General features: G+C 46.1%; 21 protein-coding genes, 2 tRNA genes and 1 pseudogene. 5 read left to right on the top strand and 19 right to left on the bottom strand.

All coding sequences use genetic code 11. The features are described 5' to 3' along the window. Positions 1–25: 25 nt before the first annotated feature. Positions 26–1,123: a class I SAM-dependent methyltransferase gene (locus tag VST71_00480; GenBank protein MEC4684196.1), complete on the bottom strand. Its 1,098-nt coding sequence runs from the start codon at positions 1,121–1,123 to the stop codon at positions 26–28. Positions 1,124–1,508: 385 nt separating this feature from the next. Here VST71_00480 and VST71_00475 point away from each other — a divergent pair, with 385 nt between their 5' ends. Then, positions 1,509–1,832, top strand: a complete 324-nt coding sequence (locus tag VST71_00475; protein ID MEC4684195.1) for a hypothetical protein — start codon at positions 1,509–1,511, stop codon at positions 1,830–1,832. Between the two features lie 50 nt (positions 1,833–1,882). Then, entirely contained in the window at positions 1,883–2,248 is a 366-nt protein-coding gene (locus VST71_00470) for a hypothetical protein (GenBank protein MEC4684194.1), read from the top strand. Between the two features lie 162 nt (positions 2,249–2,410). Here VST71_00470 and VST71_00465 read toward each other — a convergent pair. From VST71_00465 to tolR, 8 genes and pseudogenes are all read right to left on the bottom strand, one after another. Then, positions 2,411–2,587, bottom strand: a pseudogene (locus VST71_00465) (type II toxin-antitoxin system HicA family toxin). Positions 2,588–2,727: 140 nt separating this feature from the next. After that, positions 2,728–3,849, bottom strand: a complete 1,122-nt coding sequence (locus VST71_00460) for an ABC transporter permease (GenBank protein MEC4684193.1) — start codon at positions 3,847–3,849, stop codon at positions 2,728–2,730. Positions 3,850–3,858: 9 nt separating this feature from the next. Beyond that, the gene (gene moaA, locus VST71_00455) at positions 3,859–4,836 is read right to left on the bottom strand and encodes a GTP 3',8-cyclase MoaA (protein MEC4684192.1); all 978 of its coding nucleotides are present in this window, start codon (positions 4,834–4,836) and stop codon (positions 3,859–3,861) included. 10 nt (positions 4,837–4,846) lie between these two features. Beyond that, positions 4,847–5,791: a tol-pal system protein YbgF gene (gene ybgF / locus VST71_00450; protein ID MEC4684191.1), complete on the bottom strand. Its 945-nt coding sequence runs from the start codon at positions 5,789–5,791 to the stop codon at positions 4,847–4,849. Beyond that, positions 5,788–6,366, bottom strand: coding sequence for a peptidoglycan-associated lipoprotein Pal (pal, locus tag VST71_00445; GenBank protein ID MEC4684190.1), 579 nt, complete (start codon positions 6,364–6,366; stop codon positions 5,788–5,790). Before pal ends, ybgF begins: the two co-directional genes overlap by 4 nt. A 10-nt stretch (positions 6,367–6,376) precedes the next feature. Continuing rightward, positions 6,377–7,687, bottom strand: a complete 1,311-nt coding sequence (gene tolB, locus VST71_00440; GenBank protein ID MEC4684189.1) for a Tol-Pal system beta propeller repeat protein TolB — start codon at positions 7,685–7,687, stop codon at positions 6,377–6,379. Next, on the bottom strand, positions 7,684–8,412 hold the full coding sequence (locus tag VST71_00435) for a cell envelope integrity protein TolA (GenBank protein ID MEC4684188.1): 729 nt from the start codon (positions 8,410–8,412) through the stop codon (positions 7,684–7,686). Before VST71_00435 ends, tolB begins: the two co-directional genes overlap by 4 nt. Further along, positions 8,409–8,783: a protein TolR gene (gene tolR / locus VST71_00430; GenBank protein ID MEC4684187.1), complete on the bottom strand. Its 375-nt coding sequence runs from the start codon at positions 8,781–8,783 to the stop codon at positions 8,409–8,411. The genes VST71_00435 and tolR overlap by 4 nt, the downstream gene beginning before the upstream one ends. A 210-nt stretch (positions 8,784–8,993) precedes the next feature. Between tolR and VST71_00425 the strand changes: the two genes are divergently transcribed. Together VST71_00425 and VST71_00420 are read left to right on the top strand one after the other, a co-directional pair. Further along, positions 8,994–9,069 (top strand) — tRNA-Lys (locus VST71_00425). 31 nt (positions 9,070–9,100) lie between these two features. Beyond that, positions 9,101–9,178, top strand: a tRNA-Glu gene (locus VST71_00420). Positions 9,179–9,191: 13 nt separating this feature from the next. On the opposite strand, the gene VST71_00415 is transcribed toward VST71_00420, so the two are convergent. Genes VST71_00415 through nifU form a run of 3 tightly spaced genes read right to left on the bottom strand, consistent with a single transcriptional unit; the run spans position 9,192 to position 12,098 of the window. Next, entirely contained in the window at positions 9,192–10,079 is an 888-nt protein-coding gene (locus VST71_00415; protein ID MEC4684186.1) for a thermonuclease family protein, read from the bottom strand. After that, positions 10,066–11,268: a cysteine desulfurase NifS gene (gene nifS, locus VST71_00410; GenBank protein ID MEC4684185.1), complete on the bottom strand. Its 1,203-nt coding sequence runs from the start codon at positions 11,266–11,268 to the stop codon at positions 10,066–10,068. Before nifS ends, VST71_00415 begins: the two co-directional genes overlap by 14 nt. Beyond that, positions 11,265–12,098: a Fe-S cluster assembly protein NifU gene (gene nifU / locus VST71_00405; GenBank protein MEC4684184.1), complete on the bottom strand. Its 834-nt coding sequence runs from the start codon at positions 12,096–12,098 to the stop codon at positions 11,265–11,267. Before nifU ends, nifS begins: the two co-directional genes overlap by 4 nt. A 302-nt stretch (positions 12,099–12,400) precedes the next feature. Between nifU and VST71_00400 the strand changes: the two genes are divergently transcribed. After that, positions 12,401–13,855: a capsule assembly Wzi family protein gene (locus VST71_00400; protein ID MEC4684183.1), complete on the top strand. Its 1,455-nt coding sequence runs from the start codon at positions 12,401–12,403 to the stop codon at positions 13,853–13,855. Between the two features lie 61 nt (positions 13,856–13,916). Here VST71_00400 and VST71_00395 read toward each other — a convergent pair whose 3' ends face one another. The 7 genes from VST71_00395 to VST71_00365 all read right to left on the bottom strand — a co-directional run bounded on the left by VST71_00395 (position 13,917) and on the right by VST71_00365 (position 24,274). Beyond that, complete coding sequence (locus VST71_00395; protein MEC4684182.1) at positions 13,917–15,896, bottom strand: cation:proton antiporter; 1,980 nt, start codon at positions 15,894–15,896, stop codon at positions 13,917–13,919. A 44-nt stretch (positions 15,897–15,940) separates the two neighbouring features. Further along, positions 15,941–18,610, bottom strand: coding sequence for a cation-translocating P-type ATPase (locus VST71_00390; protein ID MEC4684181.1), 2,670 nt, complete (start codon positions 18,608–18,610; stop codon positions 15,941–15,943). A 510-nt stretch (positions 18,611–19,120) separates the two neighbouring features. Beyond that, the gene (locus tag VST71_00385; protein ID MEC4684180.1) at positions 19,121–19,819 is read right to left on the bottom strand and encodes a class I SAM-dependent methyltransferase; all 699 of its coding nucleotides are present in this window, start codon (positions 19,817–19,819) and stop codon (positions 19,121–19,123) included. A gap of 63 nt (positions 19,820–19,882) precedes the next feature. Further along, positions 19,883–20,188, bottom strand: coding sequence for an NIPSNAP family protein (locus VST71_00380; GenBank protein ID MEC4684179.1), 306 nt, complete (start codon positions 20,186–20,188; stop codon positions 19,883–19,885). 172 nt (positions 20,189–20,360) lie between these two features. Next, entirely contained in the window at positions 20,361–20,906 is a 546-nt protein-coding gene (locus VST71_00375; protein ID MEC4684178.1) for an isoprenylcysteine carboxylmethyltransferase family protein, read from the bottom strand. Between the two features lie 1,304 nt (positions 20,907–22,210). After that, on the bottom strand, positions 22,211–22,897 hold the full coding sequence (locus VST71_00370; GenBank protein ID MEC4684177.1) for an HNH endonuclease: 687 nt from the start codon (positions 22,895–22,897) through the stop codon (positions 22,211–22,213). A gap of 144 nt (positions 22,898–23,041) precedes the next feature. After that, entirely contained in the window at positions 23,042–24,274 is a 1,233-nt protein-coding gene (locus VST71_00365) for an SEC-C domain-containing protein (protein ID MEC4684176.1), read from the bottom strand. Between the last annotated feature and the right edge of the window lie 316 nt (positions 24,275–24,590).

Genomic DNA, 24,590 nt, shown 5'->3' with positions numbered 1-24,590 from the left:
TTATTGAACCTTGTTTAACCTCAAGTTACCGATCACTTTTTTTAATCGCTAAAGATAAACTGGGTAATATACTTATTCCCGTTACGCTATTCAGAGACTTGGTTAAGAACAGGAATGATTTTTTAATTACTGAAAATCCGGTCTTCCCGGATTTGATATACCAAAGATCAATTCTGTCTTTTATTCCAAATCTATAAGGATTTAAGGGAAGCGGCTTTTGAGAACAACGGCTTAGAATTTTGGATATCTCCTTGATACTTCCGCCTCGTATACCTTTTCTTAACAGTTCTTGCCAGCTATTGTTTTTCAACTTCCTTTTGGAAAAGTGTCGAGTACAAAAGAGGGCAGCTCTGTCTGGTAAATAGTTAATAAACGGCAAACCACTGGTGGTATGTGTTTCAACAGGAAAATATCTATAAGGAGTTTGGTTTAAGAAAAGAATTCCACCGGTTTTTAGTATGCTCCAAAGTTTCGGTAACAGCATTGCACGTTCATTTGGAAGAAGATGCTCGTATACGGCACTTAATATAATATAATCAAAATAACCTGTATCGGGAGGTAATTGATCGGGATTTGAAGAGATTAGCAGTTCTATGTTGTTATAACCATAATGATTAGCTCTGAGTTTCGCAATAGATAGTAGTTTTTCTTCAAGTTCTATCCCAACTATCTCAGTGTGTGGGAACATTCTCGCAAGTATCATTGTAGATGCTCCACTACCACAACCGAAATCAAGTAGTCTTTTGTTTTTGAATTCATTATCATGCAGATAACTCAACAGATCATATTTTAAACTCTTCTGAACATAATCTGGTGATTCGTCTCGCAAAATCTCATCACATAAATAAGCAGGTCCTTTCACGCTCAGGATTTTATCAATCAAATCTAAGGGATAAGATGTCTCACAAGTCTTTGTGGTCATAAATAAATCGCCGCTTGGAATCTCTACATGGATTTTCTTTTTACCAGATGCAAGTTCTTCAACAACAACGTTTGCATCCCTATGTTTCAGGGTAGTCTTCATGTCTTCATTGTCCATTTCCTGTAGTTCATCTAATGTTTCAGCTTGTGTGTGGGCGTCAGGGAATCCCTGCATATACTCTTGTTTCCGGTTCTCGCTCAATACATCCAACTGGTGTATATGAAATTATAACAAATCCAAATAGCTGAATGACAACAGAGAAACAGGGATACATCTTGACATAAGTAATAGAGGTTTTCTCCTGGGCACAAAATTACGACATGAATGTCAAATGCACAGGCCTGAACCATGTCGTTTCCGTTACCTAAACAGCCTTGAGCCGGTTTTTTTGTAGGAAGCAATTATTTTAAATCAAATTTAGTTGGTAACGCTCTGATTCTCTGCAATGTGAATAATACCTTTACTTACCTTTTCGTTAATGTAACAGTAGGAGTAGCATACTCTTATGTTTACCCGAGAGATACGTTGAAGTGCAATATGAATTGCATTGAAGTAAATTCTTATTATTGAAAGGAGGGAAGATTCTATGTCGGAAAGACCTCAGACACCTTCCACGCCGGAGGAAACAACGGAGAAATTAGGGGGTCCTGGACCAGAAGCAGTGGCACCCTCAAGTGAGGAGGATGTAACTTATGAAGAAGTAATACCGGTAAGCACAGGTATACGTATTCCGGAAATTCCAGAGATCGGTCCTGAGGGCGTTAGCACAGGAGTTGAGATGGCACGAGGAGAGGAAAGGACGATGATTCAGCCAACAGAAGTTGGTGACATCCCAGATATTCCAGAGGAGAAATCGTGGAGCGAAGTCGTTTATGAAAAAGGAGGTCCGCCGATAGGTTTTCAGGCGTGACTTCTTGGAATGGGTGTCAAACTTTCAAGTTTAAACAAGAGGAGGTTTTTATGTGGCCAATATGGTATGCATCCCCACAAGAGTTAAGAACAAAAACCGGGGACGGACGGGATCTTGTAGTTTTGTCTGGTTATGCAGGTTTCCACTTGAAAGGTTCTGGCGGCTCATGGAGACATGTAACTGGTGAGATGGTGCGTGGTCCGGTCTGGAATCGCCTTGATGATGTTGCCTCAATTGTCTCCCTGGCAGCTATTGGAAACGATCATCACGCTGTCGATGCAGGATGGGCTGTTGATTGGTGCAACTGGTATAATTTAAACCATCAGGTTTACCTAAAGTTTGGGCTTGCTATTCGTGATATAGATGGATGGCTTTACAGAGTAACATATCACATCACTGCGGTAGGGGTAATCTGACAATTAGGATTATTCGTGATGAGAAGCATCGGGAGGCATACTATCCTTTTCTCTTCAGCTCTTACACTGTCACGATATGTTTCAAGCGCAGAATTGCCATAAAGAAAAATTTATTGATTATCGTATTTAGAAGAGAACATCTTAACTGTTAAATATTCACAGTCAGGCCCATAAGCTCGTAAAACAGGGCTTATGGGCCTGACTGTGAACTTGTTTTACCTGATACGGCTTGGCTTTAGCACCTTTAGGTTGTAAATTAAGAATCTCTTCAATGCCATCTTTCGTGAAGATATAATGGCTACCACGAGTCCTCTTTTCAAATCCTGAATATTTCAGTAAACCACGCAATCCATCAACATGTATACGCTGTTGGATAAGAATATACAGAGTTTTTTGCTGGTTAATTTTTTGTCGTACAAACAGAAAAGAACGATATATGAGACCCTGAATCAAGTTCAGGGTGACAAATCAAGGGCATCTCAATATTCCCCTCTTGATATTCTCCTGTTATACAGACTGTAGCCTGTCCCCATCAGGATTGCCGCCAGTGCCGAGAGTTTCAGTATGTTTGGGAGGAGCATCTCCAGATCAGCGCCCCTGATCAGAAGGCCGATCCCCAGCTCCATGTAATACTTGAGGGGAGAGATAAAGGTCAGGGACCTCAGCCACTCCGGAAGGGCCTCCGGCGGCACCCATCCGCCTGAGAGCAGGAGCATCGGGGCAAAAAATACGATGGTCAGCATCCCTATCTGGCTGAACCTCCTGGCGATTGAGGCGATTATAAAGGAGAGTCCGGTGGTGGCAATCCCGTAGAGCATGCTTATAAGGAGAAAGCCGTAAACCGTACCCCGCAGGGGAAACCCGAGCCACAGCCTGAGCACAAATTCATAACTCAATCCTATCATTGTAAGCAGGAAGGCAGATGATGCTATTATCTTTATAAGCAGGAGCTTCTTTATGCTGAAAGGTGAAATCAGTATCTGCTCGATTGTTCCGTACTCCAGCTCCCTGATAAGTATTGCTGCAGGCAGTATCATCCCGATCAGCGTGACGACCATAAAGAATTCATTGAGGCCCTCAAAGATGTCGTCCCGTGCGCCGGGATTAAAGTAGATCCTGCTCTTTATATCAACATACGGCAATCCCGTTATATTTCTCAGCCTTTGCCTCTCCCTCAACAACTCTGCTGAATACCGCTCTATAATACTGCCGATATAGGCTGAACTCAGATATGCAGCCGTGCTCTGTGTGCCGTCAACCAGAACCTGCACAGATGCCCCGCCCCTGTACAGGTCTCTCTGAAATCCCTGGGGGATGACAAGGACAAGCACGGTCTCGGATGCATTTAAAAGCCTGTCTATCTCCTGGCGGCTGTTAATCATGCGGGGCGGGCGGAAGGCGGGCGGCTTGATCCTGTCTGTCAGCTCACGGCTTTGGGGTGAATTATCCTCATTATATACGCTTATGGAGATCATTTCAGGGATAAGATTAAAGCCCTTGGCAGCCATGTATATATCGAGGGTGAAGGCGTAGAGGATGAAGATGACAAGCCCCCGGTCACGGAGCATATGGAGAAGTTCTTTCCTCAGTAACTGCCACATCAGCCCCGGCTACCCCCCTATCTTTGACATTGACCGGATGAAATCCCCGCAGACTCCCTGATTTATCTTATGCCCCTCCGGCTTGACAGCAACCGAAAGCCTCAAAAGCCTTTCTATCTCTTTATCCGAGGCCCCCATGGTGATGGCGCTTTTGAGGTCTATTGTGCTCCCGGAAAAGAGGCAGGGTCTTATCTTCCCGTCGGCAGTAAGTCTCAGGCGGTTACAGTCTGAACAAAAATGGTGTGAAACCGCACTTATAAAACCGATTACTCCCTCTGCACCTGCAAACCTGAAGTACCTTGCCGGTCCATGCCTCCTCTCCTTCACAGCAACAACAGGCGCTATGGCCTCTATCCTCTCTCTAATCTCCTCAACCGGGATACACTTGTCCCTGGTCCACAGATTGTCTGAACCAGGCATAAACTCAATGAACCTGATGTGGTATGGCGTGGTTAATGTAAGGCGGGCAAAGTCCTCAACTTCATCGTCATTTACTCCCCTTATGACTACAACATTTATCTTTACAGGCCTGAGCCCTGCTGCATGGGCACTCTCTATTCCCCCAAGTACCTGCTCCAGAGACCCGCCGCCGGTAATTTCCCTGAAACGTTCCGGCCGTATGGAATCAAGACTGACATTCACCCTGTTCAGGCCTGCTTCTTTAAGCTCCGCTGCATACCTCTTCAGGAGGAGCCCGTTTGTGGTAAGGCTTATATCCTCAATACCCTCCATCTCGGCAAGCCTTTTAATCAGATACTGAATATTCTTTCTGGCAAGGGGCTCACCACCTGTAAGCCGAATCTTTTTTACCCCCAATCCGGCCGCAACAGAGATAATCCTTGCTATCTCCTCGTAGGAGAGTATCTCCTTATAGACTACAGGGTCGCTATCACCGGGCATACAGTAGAGACACCTGAGGTTACACCTGTCGGTAACGGAAACCCTCATATAGTCGATAACCCTGTGATACCGATCCGATAAGCTCATTTCCTGCCCCTCAGGGGGTCTTCTTCTGTTGAGCATTCTTGCCGAGTGCCTGCAGTTTTTTATCAGCAAGCTCTGCCTCTTTTGACTTCGGAAACCTCTCCTTCAGAGTCGAGAGGATAACCTTTGTAGTATTTTTGTCTCCCAACTCCAGGAATGAATACGCCTGCTTCAGCATTGCCCCTGGGACTTTATCACTCTTCGGGAACTTCCTTATCAGGGTTTCATAGGCAAGGATTGCATCCTCGTAAAGTCCATCCTTGTAATACGACTCGGCAATCCAGAACTGCGCATTATCCGATAGATCCGAGTCAGGGTATCTCCTGAGGAAGGACTCAAACTCTTTTCTTGCTTCCTTGTATTTCCCGTCACGGAATGTCTTTAAGGCCTGCTGGTAAATACCTTCTTCAGTAACAACAGGTGCTTTTTTCTTCTCTGCTTTCTTCTCAACAAGCGGCCCCTTTGACAGGGCATCAAACTTCTGCTCCAGCACCTGCACCCTTGCCATCAGCTGCTTAACCTCTCCTGCCATCTCCTCGACCCTGGACTTCAGCTCCGTCATCTCGGCCTTGTTCTCTGACAGGGCCTTTTCCACAGCATAGTTCTTCTCGTCAAACTTGCCCTGCAGAAGCTGTATATCCCTGTTCAACCCGGTTAGTTGATCGTAAATCATCTCCTGACTGTTTCTTATGGCCTCAAGGGTCTCCTTGGTTACTACCTTTGCGGTCTTCCCCTCAAGACTGCCGAGCCCCTCCTTGAGCCCTGTAACCTCCCGTTTCTGGGCATAGACCTCGCGTTTCAGCTGATTAACATCACTGCGGAGAGATTCAAAATTACCGCCGGTTATACATCCGGACAAGAGAAGAACCACCCCGCAGAGCTTGAGGATGGCAGCACTGCGCAAGGCCGGGCAGAGCCGGTTGATCAACCTCCCCCCTGCACGAAGCCCCCTGCTCATTTACCTGCCTCCTGTTGTAATACTACAAAGTGTGCCCTTCTGTTCTTTGCCCAGCACTCCTCAGTGCTTTCAGTACAGAGCGGCTTCTCCTCGCCGTAACTGACGGTCTGCAGCCTGTCTGCTGCAACACCAAGGGTTATAAGGTAGTCCTTTGTTGACTTTGCCCTTCTGTCGCCAAGTCCGAGGTTGTACTCACTTGTACCCCTCTCATCGCAATGACCTTCTATCACCAATTTTACATCAGGGTTTTCAAGCATCCAGTCGGCAACTGCACGAAGGACCGGCTTGTCCTCAGCTTTAACGTCATACCTGTCAAAGTCAAAGTATATATCCCTCAAAACATTCTTCTTCTCTTCTTCAGAGACCTTCATCGCCACAGGGGCTTCCTTGATTTCCGTGGTCTCGATATTTGAGATATCCTGCTCCCCCACAATGGCGGGCGTCTCCTCCTGGGGCTGCTCTGCCTTTACTTCCTCTGAAGGAATCACCTTTCCCGGCTCTGATGTGGTAACCTTTCTCTGCGCACAGGAAAAAGTCAGACCAACAACCAACAACAAAAACAAAAACCTCCTCATAATCATCCTCCTAAAAGATTTTTTTGGGCGACCATCTCGGGCCAAAGGCCCTCATGTCTTTAGCTGTTATCCTCTTCTGTGCCTCTCCATTTGCCCTCATTATATATACCCCCTTCATGCCGTCACGGTCAGAGGTAAAGGTGATATACCTGCCGTCAGGAGAAAATGACGGTTCCTCGTTATTGCCCCTGTCTGTAAGCTGCAGGGGGTCTGCACCATCGGGGGAGACAATAAATATCTGGTTTTTTCCATAAATACGGCCGCTGTAGGCAATCCTGTCCCCCCTTGGCGACCATACGGGCGAGGTGTTATAATTGCCGCTGAAGGTAACCCTTCTTACGTCACTTCCGTCAATCTTCATAATATAAACCTGGGGAGACCCTCCATGGTCGGAAACAAAGGCAACCTGCCTTCCGTCAGGAGAAACAGAGGGTGAGACCTCTATGCCCCTCCACCGTGTCAACCTCTTTTGCTTTGAGGTCTTGAGGTCAAACAGGTAAATATCCGGTGTCCCGGCCTTTGATGAAGAGAAGAGAAAACCACTGCCCTCCGGCAAAAAATCACCGGCGATATTGGTCCCTGCAGAGCGCACCAGGAGCCTCTCCTTCTTCTCATTAAAGTCCAGGAGGAAAATAAACCATTGTCTGCCCCTTGCAGCAGAATATATGAGCCTCTTGCCATCGCTGGACCAGTGAGGCGCAAGTATCAGGTCGCCACCGACACCTGTATTCTTTAACCTCCTGCCATCCCAGTCCGCAATGTAAATGCTTTTCTTCCCGCCCTTTTGTCCTATAAAGGCGATTTTTGACCTAAAAACCCCGTCCTCACCTGTTACAGCCTTATAAATATCATTTGAGATCGTATGAGCAAGTGGCCTGAGATGCCTTTTTACGGCCCTGTACTCTTTCTGAAAAACCCTCTTTCCCTCAACCACATCATAAAGATAGATCGTTGCCGATACCTGATCGCCGTCCATGGTCACAGAGCCCTTAACCACGATTTCAACACCAAGGGGAGACCAGTTCTGCGGGTCAAAGACGGGCAGGGAAGTCTCTATGTATGCAGCCCTGTCAACATATGAAAACACTCCGGAGAACTGCAGGTCGTCCTTTATAATGCCTGAAATCTCACCACCTGCCGGAGCCCCTGAAAGCCTGTAAATTGCAATAGGAATCTGCCTGAAACCCGGTGAGGTGATGTCGATATAGACCCTTGCCTCTGCAGGGGTATGCATAAAAACAGGCAGAAGGCAGAAGGCGGCAAGCATAATGAGTATCAGCCTGCTGTATACCGCATACCGTCTGCTCTTTACTTCATTCATGGGGTAAACCTGACCGCAATTTCCAGCTCATAGGGAGGCGGTGGAAGAGGCGAGGCCTTTGAGATGGCCCTCAGCACAGAGCGGTCAAAAAGGGTATTTCCTGATGACTTCTTTATACCCTGTATCTTCACCCTGCCATTCCTGTAAATCTTTATGTTAACCACTGCCTCAAGCCCCTGCCCTGTCCTGAACTCCGGGAAGACCCACTCACTCCAGACCCTCTCCTGAACAAGCGCATAGTACCCTGCGATTAAAGACTCTCCACCTCCGGGAGTATTCTCGGATGTGGTTGCCTCCTGCCCTGCAGGCGGTTGAACTTCCTTTGGCTTCTGTTCTTTTTTGACTGACAGCACGGTTTTTCTGAGTGCAACAACCGTCCTTATCCGTTTCTTTGCCCTTATGGCGGCAATCCTCTCCTCGAGTGTCACGCCATCAGAAGGCGGAGGCGCTTTCTTTACTGGCACTGCCTTCTTCTTCGCCACCTTGGCAGGCCGGCTCTTCCTGGCAGTCTCAACCTTTGCCGCTGGTTTTTTCTTTGCCTTCACCTTTTTTGCGGTCCTGACCTTGGTGACCGTGACCTTTGCAGGGCTTACAAGCCTGACCATATACGGGGAGGGAAGGGTAACAAGTGAAGTCTTTTTTATTAACAGCAAGGCTGTAAAGAAGACAAGGGCATGCAGGATGAGTGACAGGACAGCCGTCTCTTTCAGGGAAGGCTCTCTCATCTGACCCTTGCCCACGGCTCTGTTATCAAGCCGACTTTTTCAATCCCGGCATCCTTTATCTTGGCCATCACCTTCATAACCTTGCCATAGGAAACACGCCTGTCTGCCTTGAGATAGAGGGTCGGGTTCAGCTTGCTGATGGCCTTCAGCCTTCTACTCATCTCCTGGATTGAGACCGCCTTGTTATTTAAATAAAGCTTGCCGTCTTTCTTGACCGTAACCGTTATCCTTTCCTGGACCGGCAGCGCCTTACCCCCGGCCTTTGGGAGGTCCACATCAAGCCCCTGCTTCATAAGCGGAGCCGTCACCATAAAGATAATCAAAAGGACAAGCATCACATCCACAAAGGGCGTGACATTTATCTCGCTCATCACCCTCCGGTTCCTGTTTCGCCTCAGTTCACTTCGCATTTAAATCACATATGTCCTGTCATTTAGAGTTTTACAGGTAATTATAACATTTTTATCTCTTTATGGTAGTAGCCGGAAAACCCTGGTTCATGACTGAAAAAGACGGGACAGAAAAAAACGGCGGATTGACAGAATAGTTTAATTCTTAGTATTCTATAAGACTTTAGGTCAGGGCCGCTAGCTCAGTCGGAAGAGCACCGCCCTTTTAAGGCGGGTGTGCCGGGTTCGAACCCCGGGCGGCTCACCACAATAATCAGCAGTTATTAATTGAATTTAAAGTCCCCATCGTCTAGCCTGGCCTAGGACATCGCCCTTTCAAGGCGGTAACACGGGTTCGAATCCCGTTGGGGACGCCAAAAAATCCCCTTGCTATCCTGCCGGCACAAGATTCAGTCTGCCCACCGCCTCGTTGACATCCTTTGGCCAGATAAAGATGCGATTGTATGGCTTGACCTTGTAATACTGTTGCGGCTCGTAGATCTCGAGCGTCGTCATATCGATGCAATACCGATGTACCCATCCGTATTTTTCACGGGGAGTGAAGCGTTTTCCCTTTACCAGCTTGCCGGTCACCTCCCAGAGTCTGTAACACATCCTGAATTCATAGCCTGTTAATGTCCCGGGATCCGACCAGGCACCCTTTCCGTTTTTATAGGCATCCTCAGCCACTGACTGCAACAGTAACAGGTCCCTGTACTTTGGCAGGCTCGGATAAATCGGAAATGATGCAGCCCATCCGGATTCAATCATCAGGAGGTTAAAAGTTGCCCGGTCCCTGTCCGACATTGTGCTTAGCTCATCCCTGCTGTAAGAGGGAGCTATGTAGGCAAGCAGGCGGCCGTAGCCGTCGAAGTACTCGTCTGCCGCCCTGAGAAACAGTCGCCGTTTTTTTCCGTTAGGCCTGACAAGTTTCAGGTCAAGGAGTCTCTGAAATTCCTCTGTGGCCTTCACACCCTGCTCCTTCTGCAGGGTACCCGCACTTCCTGTAACAAGTTTTGGGTAAAGAAAAGAGGCCAGGCCGGGCTCTGCAGGCGCCTTGCCTGCCTGTAGCCAGTCTGCAAGTTCCTGAAACTTTGCATCATGTTTTGACGGGCTCTGGTTTCCCGGGAAGTGGACTTCAGGGGTATCGATACTGAGCATGCGAATGGACATTGAAATATAGGGGGTATCCCCGTCTGTGATTCTGAGAAGTTTCTTTTTGCCAAGGGAGTCAAGTTCAAGCCCTTTTGGATCCCAGAATAGCTTAACCTTTGCCATGAAGCCCTCCTGAAGAAGCATTTATTATAAGTCCTTCTCTGCCGTACGGCGAAAGAGCCCTCAGTTCTTTTATGACAGACGGCACTGTCTCGATGACCCTATCAATTTCAGCCTCTGTGTTGTAACGGCTCAGTGAGAATCTTACGGAGCCGTGTATTGCAGTAAAAGGCACACCCATTGCCCGCAGCACATGGCTTGGCTGCAGGGAGCCGGAGGTACATGCAGACCCGGAGGAGGCACATATGCCGTATTCGTTGAGCCTCAGCAGGATGGCCTCGCCCTCAACATACTGAAAGCTGATATTCGTTGTATTCGGCAGACGGTGTTCAGTGTCCCCATTGACCAGGGCATCAGGACAACGCTCAAGCAGGGACCTTTCGAGTTTATCCCTCAGCCTGCCCAGATACTCTGCCTCTTTATCGAGAGTCTCCATTGCAAGCTCACAAGCCCTGCCAAGCCCGATTATGGAGGCCACATTCTCTGTCCCGGCCCTCCTTCCGCGCTCCTGATGCCCGCCGATTATATAAGGATAAAACCTGGTGCCCTTTCTCACATAAAGCGCACCCACCCCTTTCGGGGCATGCAGCTTATGGCCGGAGAGCGAAAGCATGTCAACCGGAAGCTCTCTTACATTTATGGGGACCTTCCCCACTGCCTGGACAGCATCTGTGTGAAAGAGTATCTTCCTTTCCCGCAACAGCTCCCCTAACCGGGGTATCGGGAATATAACACCTGTCTCGTTATTTGCATACATTATCGAGACAATCGCGGTATCATCGTCAAGTGCCCCGGAAAATGCCTCCATATCGAGTCGTCCGAATTTGTCTACAGGAAGGAACGTAACGCGGAAACCCTTTCTTGCCAGGTGTTTTGCGAAATTCAGTACTGCCGGGTGCTCCACCCTTGTTGTGATTACATGTCTTCTGTAGGGATATGTCTCGACAGCGCTCATTACAGCAGTGTTGTCGCTCTCCGTACCGCAGCTTGTAAAGACGATCTCATCTGCCTCAGCACCGATCAGGGCCGCCACCCTCGCCCTTGCCTCTTCAATCTTTCTGCGGACCTGCCCGCCGAATGTATGCATGCTCGAAGGGTTTCCATATAGATCCCTGAGGTACGGGGACATCTCTTCCAGGACCTCGGGGGCTATGGCGGTAGTTGCATTGTTGTCAAGATAGATTACACTCATTGTGCCTCCACAACGATATCCTCACTGACAAGCTCCCTTAATTTCTCCTGAATACCTTGTATTGTGACTCCACCCATGGGGCATTCGGCACACATCGCCCTCAGGCCCACAATTACCCTGTTGCCATCAACATCTATCAGTTCGATATCTCCCCCGTCTGCCTGAAGTCGCGGCCTTATCTCTTTTTCGATAACATCCTGTATGAGGGCTATCTTCTGGAGGTTGGTCAGTTTCTTTGGCTTCTTCGGCCTTTCAGGCGCACCCCTTGCAGACCATATATCCTTGAGGATCGCCTCTATCTCCGGAATACAGGAGCCGCAATCACCGCCTGCCTTTGTATAGTTGGTTATCTCTTCAACGGTGGTGAGATGGTTTTCAATGGCAACCCTCCGTATCTTCTCCTCAGAGACCTGAAAGCAGTTGCAAACAATCCTCTCTTTTGTCTCCGCGGGTTTCTTCTCACCCCTGTAGTTGGCGATTGCAGCCTCAAGGGCCTCCCTGCCCATAACAGAGCAGTGCATCTTCTCCCTTGGCAGGCCGCCGAGGGCCTCTGCTATGTCCTTGTTGGTCAGCTTAAGGGCCTCATCAAGGGTCTTGCCTTTTATGAGCTCCGTAAGCACGGAAGAGCTGGCAATGGCAGAGGCACAGCCAAAGGTCTGGAATTTTGCATCAATGATCCTGTCGGTCTCTTTATCAATCCGGAGGGTCAGCTTGAGGGCATCCCCGCATATTATGCTGCCGACCTCACCGACAGCGTCGGGATTTTCTATCTCTCCGACATTCTTTGGATGAAGGAAGAGCTCTTTTACCTTTTCAGAATATTCCCACATACTCTCTTTTTAGCACAGATTGAACGTCTTGTCAACAGTATAATAAGCAGCGGAATTGCCGAACCATATCCAGGACAGGCCGGGAATTCAGTCCCCGGTCTCTCTTCAGGTCTGGTTATCTCCACTCAGCTTTTACAAAGCAACCTTTTGACGGTCACGATCTCCTCGCCGGAATCTTGTCTTTTACAGGCAAATAAGCTATTATACTAAAGATAAGTTGGCCCTGAACCCAGAGATAAAAGAGCGTCTGGTCCAGTTTACAGAATGCTCTCTTCAATTCACTGTATATACCGGAGTTCCAATTGCGGCGTCTTGGTTTTCTGTTAATAGTCATAAGCCTCTTGTTATTTGCCCCCGATACAGTTGCCTCCACCAATGTTGTAGTTGAGAACATAACATATGACCTGCTGTTACGCCTTGAGGCAGAAGGCCTGATACGGAGCGGAATTATGACAACAAAACCGTTAAGCCGTAAAGAGGTGGCAAGGCTAATACTCGAGGCAGAAAGGAATTCCGAAGGCAGAAGTCCCCATATCCGGCAAATTATAGAATTCCTCAAAGAAAAGTTCAGAGCACAGATAGAGGGTGCACGATCCATTAAACCCCTGGATACCCTGTATGGTAAATATGTATATTCCAGCAACACCTCAAAAGTTCTTAACTACAACAACGATGGTGACCTCTACAAAAAAGGCTCCAATTTCAGATTCGGATTTTCCTCGGATGTTGAAGTCGGGGGCTTTTCTTTCTATATAAATCCCGAGGTCAGGAACTCTGATGACGAGACAGACCTGACAATGAAGAGAATTTACGGCACCCTCGATTTTCTGGGATTGGAGCTTGAGATTGGCAAGGATTCACAGTGGTGGGGGCCCGGGAATCATGGAGCCATGCTTTTTTCAAACAATCCAGAGCCAATGACAATGATAAAACTCTCCAATCCGCACCCCCTACTCCTGCCGTGGATATTTAAATACATCGGTCCTTTTAAATTTACCACCTTTTTGACAAAGCTTGAGTCCGACAGAGCCTTTCCGGAACCTTATTTCTGGGGACTCCGTTTTAATCTCAAGCCTGTCTCATATTTTGAGTTAGGGGTTCAGAGGACGTTTTTTTTAGGTGGAAGGGGCGAAGATGAAGACTTTAACAACTGGTATAAGACAATGACATTCGTGAACGGATACGATATACCGAATGACGGCCCCGATGTACCAAATGACCAGCACGTTGGGGCTGATATAAAAATAACCCTCCCCTTTAAATGGCAGCCATTACAACTGTATGGAGAGATAGCGGCTGAGGACATATCAAGGAACATAACGATTAAAGGAGGATATCTTGCCGGTATATACCTGCCGAGGATATTTAATCTTGATACAATTGATCTGAGGGGAGAATATGCACAAACCCAGAAAATACTCTACCACCATAATACTTACAGAAGCGGCTATACATACAAGGGAAGGCTCATCGGCCATCATATGGGCAGTGATGCAGAAGACCTTTTTGTAGGCACATCCCTTTACGGGACAGGGAGTACAAAGTATTCATTTTACTATGACCGGGAGAGAAAGGGCATATCCGGAAAGAATCCCGAGGTGAGTCAGGAGTTTGTCCTTGCCTTGAGACAGAAGGTTTCAGAGAGAGTGGATCTGTCTCTAAAAGGCGGATACGAAAAGGTAAGGGATTCCGGGCATATTTCAGGAAATAATACAGATAATATAGTCTTCGAATTTTCCTTCGATTCAAGCTGGTAAAATTAGCTGTGTGTACCCGGGAGCTCGTGTACTTCCCCGGCTATCCCGTGTTTTTTTTACCTCAGGGATAGAACAAGCCGGAGACAGCGGCAATCTTCTCCGGTGAACCAAGGATGAGGAGTACATCTCCGGCACGAATCTGCGAGTCTCCATCCGGATTGGACAATATCTGTGAATCCCTGCGTATTGCCACTACAGTAACACCATGTTTTTTCCTCAGATCGGCTTGGGCCAGTGTTTTACCAACCAGTGGAGACTTTTCTTTAACCCGTAAAGCACTCACTTCAACGCCGGGAAGGTGAAGCTTCAGATCGGGAAAAGATACGTGCTTTCCGGAAAGGCTCCGGAGCATCTCATAACCGTCTGAACGTACCTCGGCAATGAACCGCTCGATCTCGTCTCTTGGGACAAGATATTTTCCCAGAACCCGGGAAAATATCTCCACCGAGGTCTCAAACTCCTCGGGAACAACCTCATTGGCTCCTAATTCATAGAGGGGCTTCATTTCCTGAAGATAACGGGTCCGTACGATAAGATGAACGTTCGGATTAAGCCTCCGGACAAGTTCGGTAATCCTGCGGGTTGCAGCCGGGTCGGATATGGCCACTACAACAATCCTCGCATTCTTGATATCTGCATGCTGGAGCACGGCCTCCTGTGTTGCATCTCCATAATAAATCGGCTCACCCTTTGCCCTTTCATTCCTTACTACCTCGGGATTCATCTCGATGACAACATAGGGGATACTTCCCACCCTGGCGGCGCGTGCCAGATTCCTGCCGTTAACACCGAAGCCTATGATAACAAGGTGGTCTTTTTTGCTTTCAACCTTTATTACCTGCACCGGATGCAGACCGTTCTTCAACCGTACAGGTAAAGGCAGCCGGGAAACAAAATCCGCCACCCGCGGCGCAAAGGCCATCACAAATGGTGTTGCAGCCATGGTGAGAACAGATACAGACAGAAACATCTGATAAACATTCCCCTCAAGCAATCCATGTTCAAGACCGGTTTTAGACAAGATAAAAGAAAACTCTCCCACCTGGCTGAGTGCAAATCCGACCAGGATTGCAGTACGTACAGGAAACCCGAGCAGAGTTGCTGAAAAGCCTGCCAATGCAGCTTTTACTATCATGACGGCCACAGTAATCAGGAGAATGAGGACAGGATGCTCAAAAAGGAATCCCCCGTCAAACAACATCCCTATCGAGACAAAAAAGAAGCTTGTAAAGACATCCCGAAAGGGCGAGATATTACCAAGCGCCTGATGACCGTACTCAGATTCGGATATAACCAGACCTGCCAAAAAGGCACCCAGGGCAAGGGAGAGCCCTGCACTTGAAGTCATCCACGCAACAGCAAGGCATATTAAAAAAACGCTCAACAGGAAGAGTTCATGGCTGCGCGTCCTTGCAACCTGGTACAGCACCCATGGCACAACCCACTTGGCACTGACTACCACCAGCACAATGATGGCGATTCCCTTGGCCAGAAGAATGAGGAGGGACCCGCCTGTACCACCCGACTCTCCGGCCAGCAACGGGGTGAGCAATATCATCGGCACAATGATGACATCCTGGAATATCAGTATGGCCAGAGATGTCCGCCCGTGGGGGCTGTCTACTTCCGCCCTTTCCTGTATGAGTTTGAGCACAATAGCCGTGCTGCTGAGGGATATAAGAAACCCTATAAAGATCGCTTTACCAATGGGCTGACCGAATTGAGCCGCTATAACGGATGCAGCCAGTATGGTCAGCAAAACCTGGAGAGAACCGCCCAGCAGGACGGATTTCCTGATCTGCAGCAGGCTTTTCAGGGAGAATTCGATCCCTATAGCGAAAAGTAGCAAAACAACCCCGACTTCAGCCAGGGCCTGGACCTCATGAACCGACTTCACGAGGCCAAGCCCATGCGGCCCTGCCAATACCCCGGTCAGGATGAATCCAACAATAGAGGGCACCTTCAGCCTGCTGCACAGAAACAGCACTGCAATGGATAAGGCAAATATAACAACAATGTCATTTAAGAGTGCTATTTCCATAATTTAAATTCTAACAGGCACCTGCTTTTATATCAATAACCCCTTTACTTCCTGTACCTTCTTTTAACCCATTTCTCACCCTCTACTGCAAAGAATACCACAGAAGAGACTGCAAGTGTAATCGCCAGCTCACCTGCAGACAGGGGCTCGGTCCTGAATATCGGATTCAGAAAAGGGATATAAATAACCGCCATCTGCAAGCCGAAACTCAATATTACCGCACCCAGAAGGGGCTTGTTTGAGAAGAGACCTACCTTGAATGACGATTCTTTTTCCGACCTTATGGCAAGCACATGAAAGAGCTGGGAGATACATAATACTGTAAAGACCATGGTCTGCCAGTGAGCGGATTCCGTCCTGATAGTCCACGCCTGCACTGACAGGACAATACCTGCCATCAGCAGTCCCACCCAGATGGCATGAATGCCGAGGCCATGGGCAAATATACTCTCGCCGGGATGGCGTGGCGGCCTCTTCATGACATCACCTTCCTCTGGTTCAACGGAAAGGGCAAGTGCCGGCAGCCCGTCGGTCATAAGATTAATCCAGAGGATGTGGATGGGCAGCAGGGGGATGGGAAGCCCCAGGAAAGGGGCAAGAAAGAGTGTCCATATCTCGGCCGAGTTCGTGGTCAGCATGTACTTTATGAATTTCCTTATGTTGTCATATATCTTCCGGCCTTCCTTTACGGCCTTTACAATCGTTGCAAAATTATCGTCAATGAGTATCATTGAAGCGGCCTCCTTGGAGACATCCGTTCCTGTAATACCCATCGCAATACCGATATCAGCCCGCTTCAAGGCAGGGGCGTCATTAACCCCGTCTCCTGTCATGGCAACAAACTGGCCCTTGTCCTGCAGCGCCTTTACTATCTTTAATTTCTGCTCCGGAGCCACCCTTGCATAGACCCTGATATGCTCAACCTTCTCTTCAAACTCCTCCAGAGAGAGTGCATCGAGTTCCTGTCCTGTAAGTATCGCCTCGGAGTCGTCTTCAAGGATGCCGAGTCTCCTTGATATGGTCTCCGCTGTAAGCGGGTGGTCACCTGTAATCATTACCGGTTTTATCCCGGCCGCCTTGCAGAGAGCTACTGCTTCCCTTGCCTCCTGCCTTGGCGGATCCATCAGGCCCACAAGACCGACAATGGTAAGTTCCTTTTCAATATCGGAAGGGGTCAGAACTTCAGGCAGGTTCTCCCAATACCTGAAGGCAATCCCCAGGACCCTGAGTCCGTCGGCTGCCATCCTCGCATTTACCTCTTCCAACTCTTCCCTGTCTATCTCCTTCAATCCCGCGGCCGTCAGGATATTGGTTGATTTATCAAGCAGTACATCTATTGCGCCTTTTGTAAAAGAGATATACCCCCCTGCAGTCAATGCCTCCGGAGCCCCTGATGTCAAAGGGGAGTCGGCAGGCATCCTGTGGAAGGTAGTCATGCACTTTCGCTCTGAGTCAAAGGGCAGCTCAGCCACCCTCGGGAATAGCTTTTCAAGATTATTCTTGTCAAAACCATGCTTCCTTGCTATGGAGTAAAGGGCCGCCTCTGTCGGATCTCCGATGATATTACCGTTAACACCGCTCCTGGCGTCATTGCTTAATGCCAGGGCTGTCATTAAACGGTGAAGGGGAGAGCCTGAAACGAGTTGATCAGTATCGGCCTTCAGGTCTGAACCGCGAAGCAACTCTCCGTTAACATAAAGCTCCTCCACGGTCATCCTGTTGAGTGTCAGGGTTCCGGTCTTGTCAGAGCAGATATAGGTCACTGAGCCGAGGGTCTCCACGGCCGGGAGCTTTCTTATCAGGGCATTCTGTTTGACCATCTTTTTTGCACCGATGGCAAGGGAGATGGTTACCACAGCAGGGAGGGCCTCAGGTATTGCAGCAACTGCAAGGGAGATGGCAGTGAGCAGCATCAACATCACGGGCTCTCCCCTGAGGAGACCAACGACAAAGACCACGGCACATATTGCAAGGACGGCCATGGCAAGCTTACGGCCGAACTTTGCAAGCCTCTTCTGAAGTGGTGTTTTTACTGCTTCTTCATCCTGAAGCATTGTGGCAATCCTGCCAAGCTCCGTATTCATTCCGGTTGCCGTAACGATAGCAAGACCGCGGCCGTAGGTAATAATAGTGCCCTTATAAACCATGTTCTTCCTGTCCCCAATGGACAGGCTCTCGTCATGCAGGGCCGTTACCACCTTTTCAACTGGCACGGACTCTCCTGTAAGCGCCGCCTCTTCAACCTTCAGCTGTGCTACCTCCATAAGGCGCATATCCGCCGGCACTATCTTCCCGGCCTCAAGGATTACAATATCACCGGGGACAAGTTCTGATGCAGGGATATCAACAGGTTGCCCGTCCCTCACAACAGTTGCTGCCAGGGCTGCCATTTTCTTCAATGCCGCCATTGCCTTCTCTGCCCTGTACTCCTGAACAAACCCTATGACAGCATTAATAACAACGATCAGAATAATTACAAGGGTATCGGTAACCTCACCAACAATCCCCGAAATAACGGCAGCGCCAATGAGTACAAGGATCATGAAGTCCTTGAACTGATCAAGGAACATTTCAAAGGGTGTTTTTTTCTTCTTCTCAACAAGCTCGTTTGGCCCATACTCCCTGAGCCGTTTACGTGCCTCTTCATTTGAAAGACCCTGAGGTGATGTCTTCAGGACCTCAGCGACTTTTTCTGCTTCCATCTGCCAGTGCATAAAAACTCCTTTCGTTATCACAGGTCTTTCAATCCCTGTGTCGATTCAATTTTAATCTTTATGAACAAAAATAAAAAAGACCCTTGCCACAATAAAAAAACTTATCATGACAAAGGTCTCGCTTGTTAGAATTACCTAACCAGCAGCGCCGGTCTGCCTAAGGCAGACGTATTGACGACAGCCACTGATAAAGCTACTCCCCTTTGCAGGCGGTTTGGCCTAAGACACCAAACTCGGATTGGTGATTTCCCTGTTATTTAAACAATAGTGTATGTAGCGGGTGTATGTCAAGCCCTCGAATTGCCTCATAAAAAATCGAAACGAACCAGTATCGTTGCCTCAAAAAAGAAATCTTGACAAAAGATATGGGAAATAGTCTACTGAAGGAAGGAAAAAACAGGAGTTTGAACTATTTTGGCAAAAAGATATTCACTGCCAAATATCAATAGTCAAGCCTGACCCCATAGACTACATTTGCGAAAGCATCCAATTACAACGATTCCTGATTAATTATTTAGTGCAATAGTAAGTTCCAATCACTCCTTCTTGTATTCTCTTACTCTTGATAACGAATCCGGCTCGTGATAAGAGTTCGTCCATAATCCAGTCATAAGTGGAAAACTCTTCCCTAAAGTGCCCTTCTGCGTCTTGTTGAAGAAAATCACCACCTGCTGCTGCCAGTTTTTCAATCAAGGACGCTATATTCTCAATTGCCTGATGTTCCTCAAGGATTGCATCATGAATAAAAAGTTGACCTCCGGGTTTAAGCATGTGGTACATACGATTTAAGGCTATTCCTTTCCAGAAGTCAGGTAGATGATGGAAAGCGAGTGTTGTAGTAATGAAATCTACAGCAAGGCCATCAGATTCAAAAGCGAGAAATCCACTGTGACAAAATACAATATTTGAGACACCCGCCTTCTCAGCTTTAATTTTTGCGTAGTCGATCATGGCCTGTGAAACGTCGACGGCATAGACTGTGGCACATCGAAGCGCCGCCTGGATAGCAAAAGTGCCTGTCCCTGAACCGAAGTCGATTATTACGTCGTTTTCACCGATTCCAAGAGTGTCAAGAACAGCAATGCTTTCTTGTTCAATATTCCGGAATTCAGAATGGCTTGAATCGTACATCTCAACCTCATTCGGGGTGCTGTAGTCCTTGCCTACCTGTTTAAATTCATTGAATTGCCAAGTTAAACGGTCTCTCATATTCACCTCACTTATCAGCACAACGTCTCATCTCGAAGTCTAATAAATAACCCGTATTTTCCACTACTTGAAAACAGGACGCATGAAGCTTCGTTCAAAACTAATTATACATCTTGTTTTTTTAGCATGGGCAAAGGCTTCCTGACAATCCGGATTACTTTTTATTTTTTTTCTGTATTTTTCGTAATCTGATAGGCTTGGAAAACTGAATAGTGCTAAAGCAATATTATTTGCTCCCTCATATGGAAGGAAGTAACCATGATGTGTCCCCCCAAACTTATTTACGAGCGGTATCCACATTTTGGCATACTTCTCAAAATCATCAACTTTGTACGGATCAATTACATACCGCAAGTAACAAGTGACCACCCTTTAACCTCCTGCTGCTCTGTTTTTTTCTTTTTCATTCTTATCTTCAAACCAACAAAATGTCTGACCGTCATCAGCCTGTCTCTATCAATCTTTTATTTTTGATAATACCCAGCATCAGCGGCGGCGTACTGCGCCGTCCACTGCATGCTGTTGTTAGGCGATGTCAACTTTATCTATTCCTTGGTATCCCAATCCACCTTGCAGTTCTCAATTTGAATAAACGATACTCCTCTCCATACAAACTCTCAAGGTAAGGTTCCGCTAACAGAATAGTATACAGATAAATCACAATGGCAAATACGCCTGTAAGTGCAAATGCAAGCCCAGATCGCCCGGCAAGCGATATTCCAAAAAGCATGAAAAACCATCCGACAAACTGCGGATTCCTGCTCCACCGATAAATGCCAGTGGTTATAAGCTTCGAGATATCTTGTCCTGTGGATCTACGCAACGAACGGAACTCAATCATTCCCATTGGCAATATGATTGCTCCAATTACAAATAAAATCAAACCTCCTGCCATAGCAAATGTTTTGTCGATCAGTATCGGCCACACGCCATAGAATGACGCCAGAATCAATGGAATATGGTGGAAGGCCCACATAGCAAACCAAAGAGACAGAAGCTTGTTAGTATAAGTTCCTTTTTTGTCATATGTCTTCTTTATCTCAGAAAAGACATATATGCCCAGTATCACCGATATACCTATTGACATGCCCAAGCCAATCCGCAACCACATTATCATCTTTCCTATTCTTCAGTTTTTATATCGCCTAACGCTATGATGTCTGACGAGAGCCTGTATGATAATCGAAAGCAAAATATTGTTTCCATGTATAAGAGCACTCAAAAGCCAATCAGTCACCGCTGGCTCTCGTTCAAGACCATTAAATTGATATGTTTTTTATTTTTTCCATATATATTAAAAGTCTCATAAATGAATTGACATCAATCTAAAAATCTCCCCTCGCCCCTCTTTGCCAAAGAGGGGGATAAACCCTCCCTTTGGCAAAGGGAGGTTAGGAGGTTATTAATTTAATTCTGGATATCTTCAAGAGTTTGCGTCAAAGGGGGAATGGAGAAATCATTGTATATTTCAGCTTCGCTGTGATAGGCATTTTTTTGTAATTTTAATATTTCTTCTGCGTTTTCTTTTTCTGCACGGATAATTTTCATTTCTTTTTTTACATATCAATTAATATACAAACTACTTATTCCTCCTCAAATTTCCTTCAATATAGCATACTTTAGAAACATATGCAACTCTACGAATCGATTATTTTATAAGGAAAAAAATATTGTTTTCCGTAGGGCAGCAGTTCCTCCCCATTTCGATTTAAAAAGGCTCAGGCTACCTTTTTTTCAGAAAATAACCAGCGCCGGCTTCTGCTTCTGAGGTCGGTATTTTGCTTAGAGTTTTTTCCCTCTATACCCCGCCCACCTTCCCTTGGAATAGGTGGCCGGAATACTTTGGAATGGGTGGCCGCTTTGCGTTGGAATCAGTGGCCGGGTTGCCTCGGAATATGCAACAGTAGCCGTGACACAGCCAGTTATACCGGTCCCTCACTTTTTTTATTGTTGCAAGTATGTCTTCTTCCCGGTCTTCGTCATCTATAAACACAGGTTCCCCTGTGTTGCCTCTTGAGGTTACGTGATATACTGCCCTTTCATATTCTATTCTTAACGGTCTTGCCATGCAGTGATTTTATCAGTCTTGTTGTAAAATTGCAAGAAACAAGCCATGACCCCGAAGCGAAGCCCACATAGGGCAAGAAATACCCAGTAATCTCCATCCGTAAAGTTCACTTGGAACGTTCCATTCTCATCTGTAAACCAATAAAATGTCGAACGGTCATCAGCCTGTCTCTATCAATCTTTAATTTTTGATAACGCCATGATGAGGGATGCGAACCTGAAGCACTTCAAAGTGCATAAAAAACGATTTGCAAATCTCAAACTATTCAAAGTCAAAAAGAGGCCTGCTGGTTCGCATTCCATCCATCAATTTGTTCGGCATTTTTATTTTTGCCCACAAATTTCATTGTTGTGGTAGTCGATATAAGCTGACGATACATTGGGTATTTGAGATTGATCAAGTCTTATTACTTTGTAATCCAAGAGCACATGACAAGTAGGGCATACGCAAATAATATTGTCTTTTATATCTGGTCCATTGTATGGTCTTCCTAAAGGCTTCACATGATGAGCCTCAGCATAAAAGCTACCATCACTTAACTGAATAGTTTTAGCACATAGCTGACACTTAAATTTTTGTGCTATCTTAACTTCTCGTGAAAGAGCTGTATCACGTAAAACTCGATATATTGTTGTCTCAATTCGAGTAGTCTCAGGAGGATCATTAATATCTGAGGCTTTGGGAGTATCTAAAACTTGAGGTTGACTAAAAAAAGCTTCAATAAGCACTTTATCATGTCGATCAGCATCAAGTAAATACCAGTCTTTTAATTTTGTTGAGTTATTTTGCAACCAATTTTTGAGCAAGTCATTAAATACAACAGCTGGCAACTTCGAAGGCACATTTTTACCGATCAGATGGGCATAGACTGTTTTGTCATAAACGCCTCTTTCAGCAATAATGCTTATTGCTCCGGTTCGCAAATCAGTTACCTTTTGCGAATTATCCTTCTGATAAGAATCACGAATTAGTCGTAGCACATCGAGCGAATCTATTATTCTTTTGCTCATGCAAGCCCTCCTATTGACACAAACGAATGATTCTTAATTTTTCCATTTTATAGTTGCCGAACGCCTGCATAACTTGACGTAAATACAGAGTGTAGCAAAGCGAAACGGCGTATTTGCGGTCAATGTTAATGCACTTGTTATACCTTATTTTCCGCAACACTTTTTATATTTGAGACCGCTACCACACGAACATGGTCTATTTCTGTCTCTTCCACTTAATTTTGGACGGCCAGGTGATTTTTGTTCATCACTTTTAATAATAACTGATTTAGCGTGTTTAAGGAAAAGCCTAGGTGACTTAACTGGAAACCACTTACTTAACAAAAAACTATCAACGGCACTTGCTATACCACCAGCAACAGGCTCAAGACTTCCTATACCTGTTGTTGCCGCAAATCGAAGTGTTTTAGCTGGGATAGACTCGATTAAACTAGGCTTACCTAAAGATTCTACATATCTTCTAACAATTTCATCATGTGATTCTTGTGGCTTAGACTCACCAAGCCATGTACGAAATGCCTCAGCGTGTTTTGATTCACGTAAATCAAGTAATTGCTCTGCTGTAATTAGTTTATCAGCGAAAGCTAAACCAATATCTGGGACTCCTGAAATATCTTGGATTTGAGCAAAAGCTTTTTGACCTTCAATAGGCATGCCAACACGCTGACCTTTTGCCTTTAATAATGCGAGCGAGTATTCATCACCTGTGATTTCATCAGCGCATACGTCTGAACCTATTCCTAAGATAAAGTTATCAAATGCTGCTTGAAGTACAGCAGCAATTTCAGGACTCTTTTTCGCATCCTCATCATTATGAGGAGAGAAAGTTCTTACTTGGTTTTTATTTATGCCCCTTAACCTATATAGTGGGCGACCTCGACTGTTGTATGAAAAGAAATTTCTAAGGTAAGGGCTTTCTTGGATATCACGATAGGTTTCATTTTTGAATGTTGAAGGTTTTATATTATTTGTAACTGGAACTACTTTATCAAGCAACAAGTTAGTTAATATTGTTTTTCTTTTTGCATCTGATTTTGGGTGGGTGCTAATTAGTGCTGTTTCTATGCATTCATCTAAAGGGGAGAAAAAAGAGTGAAATAGATTATGTTTGTTTTCTACATCGCCCGATTTAGTAGAGAAAAAAATCAATCCTCCTCCATTTCCTACATATGAAAACCACTTGTCGTAACGTGCTAAAACGATAATGTTGTTTTTTAAAAGTTCGTCAAATATATTCTCACCTAATAACATACGGAGAACTGGCAATATTTGTAAGTTACCTGTGGGTATAAATATTTGATCATAAAGAAGTATGTAGTTAGCTAAAGACCGTTTTACTTCTCTCGAAGTGACCATGAAATCAGATACTTTGTGCATATTCTGAAAGAGTGGCCAAATGCCCAAATCTGTTGCTAATACTGTTCTCAATATTGTGTACCTATTTAATTTTTTATTCGGGTATAACAATTAATATACGAACTACTTGTTTCTCCCTAAATTTCCTTACACTATAGCACACGTTAGAAACATATGCAACTCTAATTGATTATTTTAATTGATTATTTCATAAAGAAAAAATATTGTTTTTCGTATTTAGGGCATAATATCAGCAAATACGTAATACGTATAATATTGGATAATTGTAAGGGAGGGTGTAAAATGTCAACAAAGGCATTGCCTGAATTTCAGGAAT

The organism is Nitrospirota bacterium, from assembly GCA_035873375.1.
Classification (GTDB): domain Bacteria; phylum Nitrospirota; class Thermodesulfovibrionia; order Thermodesulfovibrionales; family JdFR-85; genus BMS3Bbin07.
Note: the sequence above shows the minus strand (reverse complement) of the source record. Positions and strands in the feature narration are given on the sequence as shown.

Bases quoted from the DNA above. Each gene is read 5' to 3' on its own strand.
- VST71_00475 (MEC4684195.1), top strand. From the start codon at position 1,509: ATGTCGGAAAGACCTCAGACACCTTCCACGCCGGAGGAAACAACGGAG.
- VST71_00415 (MEC4684186.1), bottom strand. From the start codon at position 10,079: ATGGCAAAGGTTAAGCTATTCTGGGATCCAAAAGGGCTTGAACTTGAC.
- nifS (MEC4684185.1), bottom strand. From the start codon at position 11,268: ATGAGTGTAATCTATCTTGACAACAATGCAACTACCGCCATAGCCCCC.
- VST71_00370 (MEC4684177.1), bottom strand. From the start codon at position 22,897: ATGAGCAAAAGAATAATAGATTCGCTCGATGTGCTACGACTAATTCGT.
- tolB (MEC4684189.1), bottom strand. From the start codon at position 7,687: ATGAATGAAGTAAAGAGCAGACGGTATGCGGTATACAGCAGGCTGATA.
- VST71_00460 (MEC4684193.1), bottom strand. From the start codon at position 3,849: ATGTGGCAGTTACTGAGGAAAGAACTTCTCCATATGCTCCGTGACCGG.
- VST71_00385 (MEC4684180.1), bottom strand. From the start codon at position 19,819: ATGAGAGACCGTTTAACTTGGCAATTCAATGAATTTAAACAGGTAGGC.
- VST71_00365 (MEC4684176.1), bottom strand. From the start codon at position 24,274: ATGCACAAAGTATCTGATTTCATGGTCACTTCGAGAGAAGTAAAACGG.
- pal (MEC4684190.1), bottom strand. From the start codon at position 6,366: ATGAGGAGGTTTTTGTTTTTGTTGTTGGTTGTTGGTCTGACTTTTTCC.
- VST71_00375 (MEC4684178.1), bottom strand. From the start codon at position 20,906: ATGTCAATAGGTATATCGGTGATACTGGGCATATATGTCTTTTCTGAG.
- nifU (MEC4684184.1), bottom strand. From the start codon at position 12,098: ATGTGGGAATATTCTGAAAAGGTAAAAGAGCTCTTCCTTCATCCAAAG.
- VST71_00395 (MEC4684182.1), bottom strand. From the start codon at position 15,896: ATGGAAATAGCACTCTTAAATGACATTGTTGTTATATTTGCCTTATCC.
- ybgF (MEC4684191.1), bottom strand. From the start codon at position 5,791: ATGAGCAGGGGGCTTCGTGCAGGGGGGAGGTTGATCAACCGGCTCTGC.
- tolR (MEC4684187.1), bottom strand. From the start codon at position 8,783: ATGAGCGAGATAAATGTCACGCCCTTTGTGGATGTGATGCTTGTCCTT.
- moaA (MEC4684192.1), bottom strand. From the start codon at position 4,836: ATGAGCTTATCGGATCGGTATCACAGGGTTATCGACTATATGAGGGTT.
- VST71_00435 (MEC4684188.1), bottom strand. From the start codon at position 8,412: ATGAGAGAGCCTTCCCTGAAAGAGACGGCTGTCCTGTCACTCATCCTG.
- VST71_00470 (MEC4684194.1), top strand. From the start codon at position 1,883: ATGTGGCCAATATGGTATGCATCCCCACAAGAGTTAAGAACAAAAACC.
- VST71_00390 (MEC4684181.1), bottom strand. From the start codon at position 18,610: ATGCACTGGCAGATGGAAGCAGAAAAAGTCGCTGAGGTCCTGAAGACA.